The 15,271-nt window shown below is 71.2% G+C and carries 7 protein-coding genes; 4 read left to right on the plus strand and 3 right to left on the minus strand.

The window, feature by feature from the left end; genetic code table 11:
- Positions 1-10: 10 nt before the first annotated feature.
- Complete coding sequence (locus ACFZCP_RS39805; RefSeq protein WP_391439681.1) at positions 11-7,162, minus strand: amino acid adenylation domain-containing protein; 7,152 nt, start codon at positions 7,160-7,162, stop codon at positions 11-13.
- Positions 7,163-7,311: 149 nt separating this feature from the next.
- Positions 7,312-7,593 carry a phosphopantetheine-binding protein gene (locus ACFZCP_RS39810; RefSeq protein WP_391439686.1) on the minus strand — a complete coding sequence of 94 codons (282 nt, stop codon included), beginning with the start codon at positions 7,591-7,593 and terminating at the stop codon, positions 7,312-7,314.
- Positions 7,594-8,012: 419 nt separating this feature from the next.
- Here ACFZCP_RS39810 and ACFZCP_RS39815 point away from each other — a divergent pair, with 419 nt between their 5' ends.
- The 3 genes from ACFZCP_RS39815 (at position 8,013) to ACFZCP_RS39825 (ending at position 11,571) form a co-directional block, all read left to right on the plus strand.
- Positions 8,013-9,860 carry a RiPP maturation radical SAM C-methyltransferase gene (locus ACFZCP_RS39815; protein WP_391439690.1) on the plus strand — a complete coding sequence of 616 codons (1,848 nt, stop codon included), beginning with the start codon at positions 8,013-8,015 and terminating at the stop codon, positions 9,858-9,860.
- Between the two features lie 60 nt (positions 9,861-9,920).
- Positions 9,921-11,207 carry an MFS transporter gene (locus ACFZCP_RS39820; protein ID WP_391439695.1) on the plus strand — a complete coding sequence of 429 codons (1,287 nt, stop codon included), beginning with the start codon at positions 9,921-9,923 and terminating at the stop codon, positions 11,205-11,207.
- A gap of 118 nt (positions 11,208-11,325) precedes the next feature.
- Positions 11,326-11,571: a hypothetical protein gene (locus ACFZCP_RS39825; RefSeq protein ID WP_391439700.1), complete on the plus strand. Its 246-nt coding sequence runs from the start codon at positions 11,326-11,328 to the stop codon at positions 11,569-11,571.
- A gap of 319 nt (positions 11,572-11,890) precedes the next feature.
- Here ACFZCP_RS39825 and ligA read toward each other — a convergent pair whose 3' ends face one another.
- Complete coding sequence (gene ligA, locus ACFZCP_RS39830) at positions 11,891-13,975, minus strand: NAD-dependent DNA ligase LigA (RefSeq protein WP_391439703.1); 2,085 nt, start codon at positions 13,973-13,975, stop codon at positions 11,891-11,893.
- Positions 13,976-14,588: 613 nt separating this feature from the next.
- Here ligA and ACFZCP_RS39835 point away from each other — a divergent pair.
- The gene (locus tag ACFZCP_RS39835; RefSeq protein ID WP_391439707.1) at positions 14,589-15,242 is read left to right on the plus strand and encodes a transglycosylase family protein; all 654 of its coding nucleotides are present in this window, start codon (positions 14,589-14,591) and stop codon (positions 15,240-15,242) included.
- The last annotated feature ends 29 nt before the right edge of the window (positions 15,243-15,271 follow it).

Raw genomic sequence — 15,271 nt, forward strand, 5'->3', positions numbered from 1 at the left:
GGATGGGTCGTCACGGCTGCTCCCGGCCGAGTTCCGGGAGGCGTTGTCCCGGATCGGCCAGCGCGGCCCGCAGCACCCGGCCGAAGCCGTCCACCAGGCGCCGTGCGGTCGGCTCGGTGAACACGTCCGTGTTGAACTCGACCGTGCAGTCCAGCGCGTCGCCCCGGCCGACGACGGCGACGTCCAGGTCGAACTTGGCCGTGCCGGTGTCGACGTCGATCACCTCGGTGGTGAGTCCGGGCAGCCGCGGTGCCGCCGCTGCGCCGTCGTCGACGGAGAAGACGACGTCGATCAGCGGAGTGCGGTCCAGGCTGCGGCTCGGCAGGAGTTCCTCCACGAGCCGGTCGAACGGCAGCTCCCGGTGGGCGTAACCGGCCAGCGCGGTCTCCCGGGTGCGCTCCAGCAGTTCGGCGAAGGACGGGGCGCCCGACAGATCGGCCCGCAGGACGAGCGTGTTGGCGAAGAACCCCACCAGCGCCGCCAGTTCGGGGCGTGACCGCAGGGACACGGGCGTGCCCACGCCGAAGTCCTCCTGGCCGCTCAGCCGGCCGAGGGTGACCTGCAGGGCGGCGAGCAGCACCATGAACTCCGTCACTCCGTGCGCCTGTGCCAGCGCGGCCAGCCGCCCGGTGTCCCCGGCGTCCAGCAGGCCGGCACGGTAGCGGCTGCCCGCCCCGCTGCGCACCCGCGGACGCGGCCGGTCCGTCGGCAGGGCGAGGGCGGGCAGGTCCCGGAGCCGTTCGCGCCAGTGGTCCAGCTCGGCCCGCTCGACGTCCGCGGCGCGCCCGCGCTGCCACCGAGCGTAGTCCGCGTACTGCACGGGCAGCGGGTCCAGGCCCCGCGACCGGTCCCCGTACACCCCTGCCACCTCCGCGTACGCCTCTGCCACCTCGGTGAACAGCAGACGCAGTGACTCGCCGTCGGCCGCGGCGTGATGCAGTACCAGGGAGAGCAGGTGCTCCTCGGGTCCGACGCGCAGCAGCGTGGCACGGACCAGCGGGGCGCGGTCCAGGCGGAACGGCTCCCGGGCCGCCGCGAGCGCCGCCTCCTCGGCCCTCGCCCTGGCCTCGGCCACGGGCAGGTGGGACAGATCGGTCTCGGTCGGCTCGAAGACGTCGGCGGGCTCCACCACCTGCACCGGAAGGCGGTCCTCGCCCAGGGCGAACCGGGAGCGCAGCACCTCGTGCCGGGCCACCACCTCGCGCAGCGCCGAGCGCAGGGCACCGGGGTCGAGGCGTCCGCGCAGCCACAGGTTCGTGGGCACGTTGTAGTCGGCGCAGCCGGGGCGGAGCTGGTCGAGGAACCACAGGCGCTGCTGGTCCACCGACAGGGGCGCCGGAGCACCGGCCGGCCGGGGGAGCACCGGGGTGTTCGCTTGGCCCGCGGATCCGGGATCGGTCAGCGCGGACGCCAGGCCGGCGATGCTCCGGTGCTCGAAGAACGTCCGCACGGTGAGGCCGACGCCGAGCGCGGCGCGGAGCCGTGCCACGATCCGGGCGGCCTGGTACGAGTTCCCGCCCACGGCGAAGAAGTCGTCGTCGGCACCGAAGCCGTCGTGCTCCAGCACGGCGGCCCAGACGGCGTGGACGGCCTTCTCCAGGTCGGTGCGCGGAGGCCGGCCGGCCCCGCCGTCGCCGGGCCGGCGGGGCCGGGGCAGCCGGTCCCGGTCCACCTTGCCGTTGCCCGTCAGCGGCAGTTCGTCCACGGGGGTGACCGTCGACGGCACCATGAAGTCGGGCAGGTGCTGCCGGGCGTGCCGGAGCACCTCGTCGGCGTCGGCCTGCTCGGACGCGGGCACGACGTAGGCGGCCAGCTCCGCCGCCGCACCCTGTCCGTACCGCAGCACGTGCGCGTCCCGCACCGCGGGGTGCCGGCGCAGCGCCGTGGCCACCTCCTCAAGCTCGATCCGGTAGCCGCGGATCTTGACCTGGTCGTCGTCGCGGCCGAGGAAGTCGAGGGTGCCGTCCGGCAGCCGGCGCACGATGTCGCCGGTGCGGTAGACCCGTTGCCCGGCCGGGCCGAACGGGTCCGGGACGAACCGTTCCGCCGTCCTGCCCGGGGATCCGAGGTATCCGCGGGCCAGGCCGCGCCCGCCGATCCACAGCTCGCCGGGCACGCCGACGGGCAGCAGTTCGTCGTGCGCCCCGACGACGTACAGACGGGTGTCGCCGACCGGGCGGCCGAGCGGGACCGAGGCCGTGTCCTCGGAGGGCACGGAGGCGATGTGGTGCAGGGTGGTGTTGGTGGTGGCCTCGGTGGGGCCGTAGCAGTTCAGCAGCCGCAGGCCGGGCAGCGCAGCCATCAGCCGGCGCAGGTGCGGCACGGACGGAGCCTGTCCGCCGATGCCCAACTGGCGTACACCGGCGAACAGTTGTGGGTCGGTGTCAATGATCATCTGCGCCAGGGCGGCGGCCAGCCACACCACGCTGACCCCGTAGCGGCGGACCACGGCCCCGAACTCGACCGGGTCGACCGGCCGCTGGGCGGGTATCGCGATGCGCGCCCCGTGCGCGAGCGCCAGCCAGAGGTCCAGGTTCGACGGGTCGAAGGTGGTCGGCTGGGCCATCAGGAACGTGTCGTCCGGGCCGACCGGCGACTGGTCGCAGCCGAACACCAGGCGCACCAGCGCGTGATGCGGAACGGCGACGCCCTTGGGCCGGCCCGTCGAACCGGATGTGTACATGACGTACGCGAGATGGTCGGGGTCCGGGCCCGGCGGGTTGTGCCCCGGCTGCGAGCCGATCAGCGCCCGGTCGCGGTCCGGATCGACGACGTGCTGGAGCGACCGGGGCAGTTTCTCCCGCACGGCCGGCCCGGCCACGGCGATGTCCGCGGCGCAGTCGGCGATCAGCGCACCGATGCGTTCGGCGGGGTGATCGGGGTCGAGCGGCAGATACGCGGCGCCGGCCTTGAGCACTGCCAGCATGGCGACGACCGCGTCCGGGCCCGGTGGCAGGCACAGCGCCACGATCCGGTCCGGGCCGGCACCGAGGCCGGTCAGGTGGTGGGCGAGCCGGTTGGCCGCGGTGTTCAGCTCCCCGTAGGTGAGCGATCCCTCCGGGCCGGTCAGCGCCACGGCCGAGCCCGCCGCCGCGGCCTGCCGTTCCACCACCGCGGTGATGGTGTCCACCGGGGTGGACACGCTCGTGTTGAACGTATGCAGCAGATCGTGCCGTTCGGCCGGATCCAGCAGGTCGAGTTCGGACAGGCGCTGCCCGGGCGCCTCCAGTGCCGAGCGCAGGAGCCGCTGGTAGTGCCCCGCCATCCGGGTCACGGTCGCGCGGTCGAACAGGTCGGCGCTGTAGTTGATGCGCCCGGTGAGCCGCCCGTCCCCGCCCGTGCGCACTTCCAGCACCAGGTCGAAGGCGGCCGTCCGCTCCTCCACCGGCATCTTGGTGACTGCGACGCCGTCCAGGGCCAGCCGGTCCTCCGGCGCGTCGATCACCTGGAAGAGCACCTGGACCAGCGGGTTGACCCCCGTGTCCCGGGTCACGCCCAGGGCGCTGACCAGTTCCTCGAAGGGCACCTCGGCGTGGTCGGCCGCCTCCAGGGTCGTCTCGGTCACCTGCCCGAGCAGCGCGCTGAAGGTCGGGTCGCCCGTGCAGTCGGCGCGCAGCGGAACCGTGTTGACGAGGAAACCGACGAGGTCCGCGACCTCGCTGCGGCCGCGGTTGGCGAACGGCGTGCCCACGACCACGTCCTTGTCCCGTCCGTACCGGGACAGCAGGGCGAAGAAGGCGGTCAGCAGCGTCATGAAGGAGGTGACGCCGTGGCGGCGGCCGAAGTCGGTGAGCGCGGTCCCGGTTTCGGCCGGCAGTTCGAAGTAGAGGGTTCCGCCCCGGCTGGTGGGCCGAGCCGGACGGACGCGGTCCGTGGGAAGCTCCGGCTGCGCCGGCGCGTCGGCGAGCCGCTCGCGCCAGTGGACGAGGCTCGCCCGGTGCCCCTCACCATCGAGGGCCGCCCGCTGCCGGCGGGCATAGTCACGGAAGCGCATCCGCACCGGCGGCAGGTCGGGAAGGACTCCGCGCCGCAGGGAGCCGTACAGCGCGCTGAGTTCGGAGAAGAGCACCTCGGTCGCGCGCCCGTCGGCGACCATGTGGTGGACGACCCAGGCGAGGACGTGCTCACGGCGACCGCGGCGAAGCAGCGTGACCCGGATCAGCGGACCGGTGGACAGGTCGAAGGGCCGCACCGCCTCGGCGGCCAGCAGCGCGTCGACTTCCTCCGGCGGCGCGTCCGTGAGATCCCGGAAGGTCCATTTAGCCGTCGGCTGCGGATCCACCACCTGGCGGGGCACGCCGTCGGTGGCCACATAGCGGGTGCGCAGGATCTCGTGCCGGGCGACGAGCCCGCGCAGGGCACGGCCCAGGGCGTCGGCGTCGAGTTCCCCCTCCAGCCGGAACACCTCGACGACGTTGTACGCCGGGTCGCCCGGCCGCAACTGGTCCAGGAACCAGAGCCGGTGCTGGGAGGACGACAGCGGTGCGTCGTCGGGGTCGTCGAGGTCACCCGGGTCGCCCAGGGCGTCCACGTCGTCCATGGACACCGGGGCCGCGGACGGGAGCTGTGCGGTGCCCTTCGCATCGTGCCCCGCGCCGCGACGGCGCTCGATCGCCGCCGCCAGCGCCTGGGGGGTGGGAGTGCGGAAGAACCGGCTCATCGGGATCTCCACCCCGAAGGCCTCGCGCACCCAGGACAGCAGCCGGATCGCCCGGATGCTGTCCCCGCCCGTGGCGAAGAAGTTGGTGTCGCCGGTCACCGTCGCATGGGGCAGAAGGGCGGCGTACCCGTCCGTGGTGATCCTGCGCACCAGGCCGCCCGGCTGCTGTGTGCCCGCGGCCGGCTCCGCGTCGGGCGCCGGGGGAGGGGCGGCGGACAGCCGGGGGCGCTGGGCGCCCAGCGCGGCCAGGTCCACCTTGCCCGAGGCGGTGATCGGGATCCGGTCCACCTCGACCAGCATCGCCGGAACCATGTACGCGGGCAGCCGGTCGGCCAGGTGACGGCGGATGCGGTCCAGGTCCGGCCGCTGCCCCGCAGCGGGCACCAGGAACCCGATGAGCGTGGCGTCCATGTCGGCGACGACGGCGGCGGAGACCTCGGCCGCCCCGCTGAGCGCCGCCTCGATCTCGCCGAGCTCGACACGTTGCCCGCGGACCTTCACCTGCCGGTCCCGGCGGCCCAGGAAGACGATCTCTCCGTCGGCCGACCAGCGGGCCAGGTCGCCGGTGCGGTACATGCGGCCACCCGGCCGGAACGGATCGGGGAGGAAACGCTCCGCCGTACGCCCGGGCCGGCCCAGATAGCCGCGTGCCACTCCGGCGCCACCGACGAAGAGTTCGCCCACCGCGCCCGGAGGAACCGGACGCAGCGCGTCGTCCAGGATGTACGCCTGATGGTTGTCGACCGGCAGACCGATGGGCGGCGGTGAACGCCATACCCCGGTGCACTCCTGGTAGATGACCCCGATCGTGGTCTCGGTCGTCCCGTAGCCGTTGACGAACCGGCGATCGCGGCACCAGCGGGTGGTGAGCCGGCCGGAGAAGGGCTCGCCGCCGACCGAAACCAGCCGCAGCAGCGGCACGCGGTCCGGATCCAGCAGTTCCAGCAGGGCTGGAGGCAGTTCGGCGACCGTGATCCCGCCTTCGGTGAGGGCCCGGGTGAGGCCCTCGACCGAGCGCCGGTCGTCGTCGCCGATCATGTGCAGCGAGGAGCCGCTGAGCAGCGCGCAGAAGATCTCGAACACCGACACGTCGAACCCGGGCGACGCGTACTGCAGCATCCGGTCGTCGGCGGTCAGGCCGAAGAGGCGCTGCAGGGACTCGACGAAGTTGACCGCGCTGTCGTGCTCGACGAGCACCGCGCGGGGCGAACCGGTGCTCCCCGATGTGTACATGGCATAGGCGAGCCGGCCCGGATCGGTGGCCGCCGGCTCGACCGGCTCCGCGGCGATGGCCCCACCGTCGTCCGTGGCGATGGCCCCACCGCCGTCCGTGGCGGGGGCTCCGCCGCCGTCCGCCGTCCCGGTCTCGTCCGAGTCCAGGTCCACGACCTGCCAGTCGCCGGCCGGGACCCGGTTGCGGAGCGCGGCATCGGTGACCACCGCGACAACGCCCGCGTCGCGCAGCAATGCGGCGAGGCGCCCCTGCGGTACGGCGGGGTCGAGGGGGAGCCAGGCCGCGCCGGCGTGGAGCGCGCCGAGACAGGCCAGCACCCAGCGCTTGTCGTCGCGGCTGACGTACACCGCGACCAGGGCCTCGGCCCGGAGCCCTGGCACCGCGCGCAGCCGGTGGCCGATGCGGGCGGCCAGCCGGGCGGTCTGGTCGTAGGTGAGGGTCCCGACCGCGTCCACCAGCGCGACGCGGTCGGCGAAGCGCTTCCGGGCGCGGTCGAACGCGGCGGTGAGCGTGTCCGGGCGGCGGGGGCGCGCGGTGTGGTTGGGTTTCTGCGTCACCTCGAGCAGGTCGTCGCCGCACAGGGTGTGCAGGGCGGACAGGGGGGCGTCGGGCGCGGCGAGGGCGGCCGTCAGCATCTCCTCGGCCCCGCGCAGAACACCTTCGACGAGACGCGTCTCGTGACGGTCGGGATCGTGGCCGGCAGACAGGATGCCCACGGGAAAGAGCCGGAAGTGGACGTCCGCTGCGTCGGGCTCGTCCACGCAGTCGGCCTGCCGGGACTCCTCCGGCTCCGTCTGCACCAGGATCGGCGGCGCGGTGCGGGCCGTCGGCCGTCTGCCCGTGGTGCGGGCCTCGGCGAGCGCGCGGTCGGCGGCACGGACCAGGTCGAGGACCGGCTGGTTCAGCTGCACCGTCAGTGACAGCTGGCGGACCCGGCCGCGGCCGTCGCGGACGGCGACCAGCAGATCCGGCTCCGCGCAGTACCGGGAGACGGAGGCGAGCACGGCAGCCAGCAGGACGGAGCCGGACGGTACACCGGTGCGTTCCGCGCAGTCGTGCAGGGCCTTGACCGTCGCCTCTTCCAACGGCCGGACGATCCGGCGACGGACGGGCGGTGGGGTCCTTCCCGTCGCCACCGCACGGGGCAGCGCCGTGGGAAGGCTCCACGGCCCGGTGTCCGGCGCGGCGTGCACAGGGCGGGCGGCGGCACGGCGGATCCGGTCCAGGAATCGGGCACGCCGGTCTTCGAGCGTGATCTCCGGGGGCATCTGGCCACTTCCTTCGCGCAGGGTTCAGCGCGGGTTCGCGCGAAACACGGCGCGATCCCGACAGGGCCGGACGGTGTTCTCAGCCGGTGACGGCAGTTTCAAGCCGGTGACGGAAGCCTCAACCGCAGCCTCGACCGATGACGGAAGCCTCAGCCGGTGACGGTGCCCGAGTCGAGGGACTCGTTCCTGCAGGCGTCGATGACCGAGGCGAGTTCACGCACCGTGGAGTGCTCGAAGATGAGCGAGAGGGGGAACTCGACGCCCCAGACATCCCGCATCTTGTAGGTGACCAGCGTGGCGAACATCGAGTGACCGCCGATGGCGAAAAAGTTGTCGTCCAGACCGAACTGATCATGATTCAGCGTCTCGGTCCAGATTTCCGTCACGCGGGACTCGGTGGGTGTCGGCTCGTTCCTGTCGGCGTTCAGCAAGACGTTCTCCCCCATGAAGTTGACCGGTACCGAAACGCGTCAGCAGCTGCTGACGGTCGGCATCGGAGGCACATCGTACGTCACGAAGTGGCAACGCGTGGGAACACAGTGTCGAATCACTTCGCAAAGGCACGTCAGCGGCGTGCGCGCTCGTGTACACCGGATGTCGTGCCGCGTGGCCGATCCTGCCACCGCACCCGGCCGGACCCCTTCCTGTACGTCAGTTTTGCGCCAACTCCCGTGTCGGGCACGGACCTTGACCTGAAAGAGTTTGCGTGCATAGCCTCGTTCAGACATTCGGTGAACGGGGGAAAGGGTCAACCGGTGGCTTGGTTTTAGCGTACCCGGATTCGGGCGACTTCCAGCACCTCATCTGAAGCATCCCTCGAGAGCCATTACCCTTTCCGAGAGGTTTCCCTGTGCTTCGTGTTGCTTTCGTCAACATGCCTTTCGCCGATTGGAACCGTCCCTCGTTCGCACTGAGTCAGCTTGCCGGCCTGATCGGCAAGGAATACTCGGACAGAGCCACCGCGGAAGTGCACTACTTCAACGTCGACTTCGCCAAGTACTTCGGCGTCGACGTCTACGAGCAGATATCCGGCGACATGACCCACCTGTACAGCGGGGTGGGGGAATGGCTGTTCCGGCACATCGCCTTTCCCGACGAGCCCGACAACTCCGAGAACTACTTCGGCAGGTTCTACCGTGAGCCCGGGTGGGAGCACTTCCGGGAGGACCTCGGGCAGCGGCGCGAGGGCATCGAGGCGTTCCTGGCCGAGCTCATCGACCGCCACGACCTGGCGTCGGCGGACGTCGTCGGCCTCACCACGATGTTCGCGCAGACCGTCCCGGCCATCGCCCTCGCAAAGATGATCAAGGATCGGAACCCGGAGGCGCTGATCCTGCTCGGCGGCTCAAATGTCGAGACCACCATGGGAGCCGTCCTGGCGGGCGAAGTACCGTGCCTGGACTACGTCTTCTCCGGTCCGAGCCTTGTGAGCTTCGGCCAGTTCCTCGACTATGTGACGGCCGGACGCAAGGACGACATGCCCGCGATCCAGGGCGTCATCACCCGAGCGAACTGCATGCTCCCGCAGGTGCGCCTGAGCGTCGGCCGCGACCGGGACATCAACGACTACGTGCCACTCGACTACGACGGCTTCGTCGCCGCCATGCGCGGCGCCCCGGAAGTCGTGGAACAGGGACAGCTCGAACCGACCCTGTTCTTCGAGACCTCGCGGGGGTGCTGGTGGGGCGCGCGCAGCCACTGCACGTTCTGCGGGCTCAATGACGAGACCATCGGGTTCCGCCAGATGAACCCCGACCTGGCCGTGCAGCAGTTCGAGTGGCTCTTCGGGTTCCACCCGGAGTTCAAGAACTACATGTGCACCGACTACATCCTCCCGCGCAACTACACGGACGAGGTCTTCCCGAGAGTCGACGCCCCCGACGACGCCTCGGTCTTCTACGAGATCAAGGTCCCGGTCAGCGTCCCCAAGATGAAGGTTCTCGCCAAGGCCCGGGTGAACCGGGTACAGGCCGGGATCGAGGCCGTCAACAGCGAGATGCTCCAGCTGCTCGGCAAGGGCACCACTGCCTTCCAGAGCCTGCAGTTCATGAAACTCTGCCTGCAGTACGGCATCCACCCGGAGTGGAACCTGCTCGTCGGCGCGCCCCGCGAGCCCGAGGAGATGTACGCCAAGTACGAGCGGGACTTCCCGAGCCTCGTGCACCTCACACCGCCGACCGGAGCCTTCTTCATCCGCTTCGACCGGTTCAGCCCCTACTTCAACGAACGCCTCAAGTACGGGCTCGACCTGCGGCCCATGGACTTCTACCCGCTGGTCTTCCCCTTCGAGCCGCAGCAGCTGGACCAGCTGGCCTACTTCTTCTCCGACCACGGCCCGGCCCCGTACGCCATGACCGCGCTGAAGTGGTACCCGACCCTGCAGCGTGTGGTGACGGACTGGCAGGCCCGCTGGGGCGACGCCGAGCGTCCCCGGCTGGCGCTGGTGGAGGACGGCACAGAGAGCTTCATCGAGGACACCCGCTACGACTCGGTGCAGCGGATCCCGGTCGACGCGGGCATGATGTCCGTACTGCGGGCGCTGAACGCGCCTCGGCGTCCGGACCAGCTGACCATCCCGGAAGGGATGTCGGAGCCCGAACTCGGCGAGCTGCTGGACCTGCTGCAGAGCCGGCGGATCCTGTTCGAAGAGGACGGGCGGTTGCTCAGCCTGGTCACGGGTGTGGAAGCAGCCGCGTAGCGGGAGCCCGTGGACACAGGGGTTCCTCGAAGCGCGGCCTGACGACAGTGCGGAGCGGGAGTGACGGAAACGAACAGCACGGGCGGGCCGGAGCAGGCGTTACCGGAGGACGGCCTTCCAGCGGCGGCCGGGGCGGACACGGACAAGGAGGCCTGGCCCCACTTCGGCCGCCTGTGGCTGGCGAGCGCCGTGTCCGCACTCGGAGACGGTGTGCGCAACGCGGCGCTGCCCCTGCTGGCCTTCTCCTTCACCCACAACCCGGTGCTGTTGTCGCTGACCACCATCGTCACCGCCCTCGGGATGATGACGGCCCCGATCGGCGGGGTGTGGGCGGACATCTTCAACCGGCGGGCTCTGCTGATCGCGATCGACGTGTGCCGGTTCGCCGTCGTCACGCTGATCGCCCTTGGCGTCCTGACCGACACGCTCGATCTCGTCTTCGTCTACGTCGCCGCCGCCGTGCTCGGCATGGGCGAGTCCGTCTTCCTGGTCACGGCCCAGGCGTTCTTGCCGAAGGTCGTCCCGGCCGAGCGGATGACCACTGCCAACGGCAGGCTGCACGCCGTGCAGGTGGTGCTGCGCGACAGCCTCGGGCAGCCGCTGGGCGGTGTGCTGTTCGCCTTCGCCGCCGCGGCCCCCTTCCTCCTCGACGGCGTCTCGTTCCTGCTTGGGGTGATGCTGCTGTCCTTCCCGCTCCTGCGATCGGTGCGCAGCGTAGCCGCGGGGCCGCGGCCCGGGTGGTGGCCGATGATCCGCGAGGGCATGGGCTATCTGCGCGCGGACCGGCTGCTGATCCGGCTGGCCCTGGTGCTCGGCACGCTGAACTTCTTCACCATGAGCCTCGGCGTGCTCATGGTCCTGTACGTCGTCACCTGGCTGCACCTGCCGGAGAGCGCCTACGGCTTCTTCCTCGCCGCGAACGCCCTCGGCGGGGTGGTCGGCGGACTGGGCAGTGACTGGGTGCGCCGCAAGGCCGGCGTGCTGCCCGGCGCCGTCGCCGCTCTCGCCGTGATGGGTGTCGCCTGTCTGGTCCTCGGCGCCACCCGGGTGTCCTTCGTCGCCGCCGTCGCCTTCGGGGCTGTCGGATGCGGCATCGCCATCTGGCAGACGATGATCACCGCGTTCCGTCAGACGACGATCCCGCAGGACATCCTGGGCCGGGTCAACGGGGTGTTCCGCCTGCTGTCCGTGTGCGTGTCGCCCTTCGGCGCGATCACGGCCGGCATCGTCGCCAAGTACACCGAGGTCAACGTGCCCATCCTGGTCTCCGGCGTCGGCATCCTCGCCCTCACCGCGATCAGCGCCGGCCCCTTGCTGCGCCTGGGCGCCGCCCAGCCCGCCCACTGACCCGGCCCGCTCCGGCGGGCTGCCCGGCCCGTCGGGGGCTGGGCGCGATCCACATGACAAGGGGCGGACAGGATGACCCAGCCCAGCCCAGCCAGCCTGTGCCGCAGTGAGCACTGGCATGGTCAGTCTCGCCGTGATTGACCTGACGAGCCACAGACTCACCCGCGAATCGACCCTCGACCAGACGGGATGCCTTACCACCGGCGGGGCCTGGTCGCTCGCGTCAGACCTGTTGGGGCCACAGGCTGACGTTGCCCCGTCTGACGCGGACCTCGACCCACGTTCCGTCAGCCCCGTCTGGTGGAAGCGGGTCGGCGAGGTCGAAGGCGACCTGCGCGCCGGCCACTTCCAGGAAGGCCGCTGAGTCGTCGGACACACTCAGACGGCCCCGCAAGAGGATCCGGTCATCCTCCTCGGCCACTGAGTATGAGGGAGAAGCAGCCGGCTTCGTGTTGTCGGCCCACGTCATGTCCTCGTCGACAGTCCACTCGACATGATGCTCACGGCCCACGTCACCTGCATCACCCCGCCACAGCACCACAGCGGTACCCACGCCCGAGCGCGCACGCACCGTCCCGGACGGCACCGAGGCCTGCCTCACTGCTTCAATCCCGACCAACACTCCGCAATCATCCACGACCTCGCCCCGTGACCAAACCCTTCCGCCGGGACCCCACGCGCTCTCAGACGAGGAGGTCGGCGACGAGGGCAGCGAACTCGTCCGGGGTGGCGAGGCGGATGCCGAGTTGCTCGGCCTTGACGCGCTTGGAACCCGCCCCTTCGCCCGCGACGACCAGGGTGGTCTTCTTCGAGACGCTGGAGGAGGAGCGTCCTCCGGCTCGTTCGATGAGTTCGTTCATCTCGTTGCGGGAGAGCTTCTCCAGGTCGCCAGTCATCGCACCGGTGACCACCACGGTCATCCCCGCCAGGGGGCCTGCCTGCGCAGGAGCGGTGGCCGTACCGTCCTGGGCGGTGGTGTCGGCCGGGGGAGGGGTGGCGCCGGGCTCGGTCATGTTGACTCCGGCGGCGATGAGCTTGTCGATGAGTGGGGCCAGTTCCGCAAGCTCCGCGACGATGGAGGGGGCCTTCTCGATTCCGATGCCCTCGACCTGCTGCATCGCTTCTGCGTCGGCGGCGCGGACATGGTCCATGGTGGCGAAGTACCGGGCGATGCGGCGGGACATGGACCGGCCCGTGCCGCGGACACCGAGCGCGCACAGCACCCGCGACAGCGGCTGTTCCTTGGCCTTCGCGATCGCCGTGAGGAGGTTGTCGGTGCTGGTCGCGCCCATCCTCTCCAGATCGAGCAGCTGTTCGCGTTCCAGGGTGAACAGGTCGGCGAGATCGGTGACCAGGCCCGCGTCGACGAGCTGGACGACGCGGGTGGTCCCCAGGCCCTCTATGTCGAGCTGGTCGCGGCCTGAGGCGTAGGCGAGGGAGGCGACCAGGTGGCAGTTGCGGCCCTGCGTGCACCGCCAGCGTTCCTCGCTCGTGTCGATCCCGGAGCCGCAGCGTGGACACTCGTCGGGGAAGGCGATGGATGTTTCGTCGCCTGTGCGCAGGTGGGTGACGGGGGCCTCGATGCGGGGGATGACGTCTCCGGCGCGGTGGACCATGACGTGGTCGCCCAGGAGGAGGCCGCGGCGGGTGATGTCGGCCGGGTTGTGCAGGGTGGCGTAGGTGATGGTGGAGCCGTCGATCACGACCGGTTCCAGGACCGCGCGCGGGGCGATGATGCCGGTCCGGCCGACGTTCCACTCAACCTCCAGCAGCCGCGTGATCTTCTCCACGGCCGGCAGCTTGTAGGCGATCGCCCACCGTGGTGCGCGGGAGCCGGACCCGGCTGCCTGCTGGTCCGCGGCGAGGTCGGCCTTGATGACGATGCCGTCGATGCCGAACGGCAGGCCGGCACGGGCGGTGGCGATCTCCTGGACGTGGGCCAGGACCCGCTCGGGGGAGTCGGCCACGACCTCGGGGACAGCGGTCCGTGCGCTGGTGTGCACGCCGAACTCGGCGGCCAGTTGCATCAGGTCGCTGTGCGCGGAGGCGGTCAGTCGCTCGGCGAGGGCTGCAGTGGTGCCGGGCAGCGGCAGCAGGCCGTAGCCGAAGAACGTCATCGGGACGGTGTAGGCGCGCTCTTTGGCCCGCAGGGTGCCGGCAGCCGCGTTGCGCGGGTTGGCGAAGGGCTGTCCGCCGTGGGCCGTGCGCACCTCGTTGGCGTGCTCGAACTGGGCGTTCGTCATGAGGACTTCGCCGCGCACCTCCACGGTGACCGGCTCGGCCAGTGTCCCGGGAAGCCCTTCTATGGTGCCGATCGCGTGTGTGACGTCCTCTCCGGCCGTTCCGTCCCCGCGGGTGATCAGCTGGGTGAGGCGGCCGCCTCGGTAGCGGGCGGCGAGCGCCAGCCCGTCCAGCTTCGGTCCCACGCTGAACCGTGTGACCTCATGCCCGAGGCGGTGGGCCAAAGACGCGGTCCAAGCCGTGAATTCCTCTGCGGAGAACACGTTGTCGAGGCTGAGCATCGGGACCGTGTGCGGCACGTCGCCCTCGACCGCGCCACCGGCGACCTTCCCGGTGGGGGACTCGGGCAGCACCTGATCCGGGTGCCCGGCCTCCCACGCGGCGATCCCGCGCACCAGCAGGTCGTAGGCGTCGTCGTCCAGCGGGGAGGTGCCCCCCGCGTAATAGTCGGCCGCCGCACCCACGGCCTCCTTGACCGCCTGCGCATAGGCGGCGGCATCCACGATCACTGCTGCAGAAGTCGTCATGCCCGGAATCATGCCGCCCACCACTGACAATGGCCCCGGCGATGCCGCCCACCCACAGGACATCACGGCCGTCGCCGCCCGCACGCGGAACATCAGCCGAGCGGCAGACGGGTCCAGGTCTTCCCGCGCTGGACGCTGCTCCTGCACCGTCGTCCGCCGATCTGATGCTCTGTCAGATCAAGCTGCCGGGCGCCCCTTAGCCCGTCCGTCCGTGTTGTCCAAGACGCGGATCTTGGCGCGGCCGGTGATCGTGCGCGCCTCCTGGTCCCCTTGCTGCAGTGCCCGGTACTGCGAGGGTGCCATCCCGGCCGCCGCACCTGAGCGGAGCGCTTCCGGATCCCCGCCGTAGACGTGCGCCGCCCTGCGGGCTGCCTTCGCAGGGGGCGGCCGCCTCCCCCGGGCCGCGCCGCCCGTCCTCCGTGCGTCCATGCCCACTTGTGTGCCCGGACCGGCCTTTAGTTGACGGGTTGTCAGCATTGTGCGCGGTGGCGCGTGTCGGCGCACGACGCTCCGCGAACTGTTCGCGCCTTGTGAGCGGCAGGGGATCACTGCCGTACTGCCTGCAGCCCGCCGCATCACCGGCGGGCGGAAACCGCAGTGGAGAGGAAGGCCTATGGCCGCACGACCGCCCTACCGCCGCACCGCACCGACAAGGCTCCTGCCGTCGCTCCGTACCGCCCTCTCCGCCGCCGGCTTCGGCATCGTCCTGCCGCTCCTCGCCCCGGGCGCCGGAGAGGCGGCCTCCGGTGCAGCCTGGGACCGGGTCGCCCACTGCGAAAGCGGCGGCAACTGGAGCATCAACACCGGAAACGGCTACTACGGTGGTCTGCAGCTGAGCCAGTCGACCTGGGCGGCGTACGGCGGGCTGGCGTACGCGCCTCGGGCCGATGTGGCGAGCCGGGCCGAGCAGATCACTGTGGCGCAGGCGGTGCTTGCCCGGCAGGGGCCGGGAGCATGGCCGGTGTGCGCGGTGCGGGCACACCTCACGGGGGGCGGCGGGCAGAGCGAGCCGGTCAGGCGTTCCGGCGGACTCCGGCGCACCACGCCCAAGTCCCGCCCACGCGGCAGTACCGGTCAACGCAGCAAGCCGGCTGTCCCCGGCACGTCGTACATCGTGCGCGGCGGTGACACGCTGTCCGGCGTCGCGCGGCAGGCCGGGGTGCCCGGCGGTTGGCAGCGGCTGTACGACGCCAACGTGAACGTCATCGGCCCGGATCCCGATGTGATCCGCCCGGGGCAGCGGCTCACCCTGCCGTTCGCCGGCTAGCGGCCGTCCGCGGGATCCTGCCCCGTCGC

The organism is Streptomyces sp. NPDC007971, assembly GCF_042958635.1.
Classification (GTDB): Bacteria; Actinomycetota; Actinomycetes; order Streptomycetales; family Streptomycetaceae; genus Streptomyces.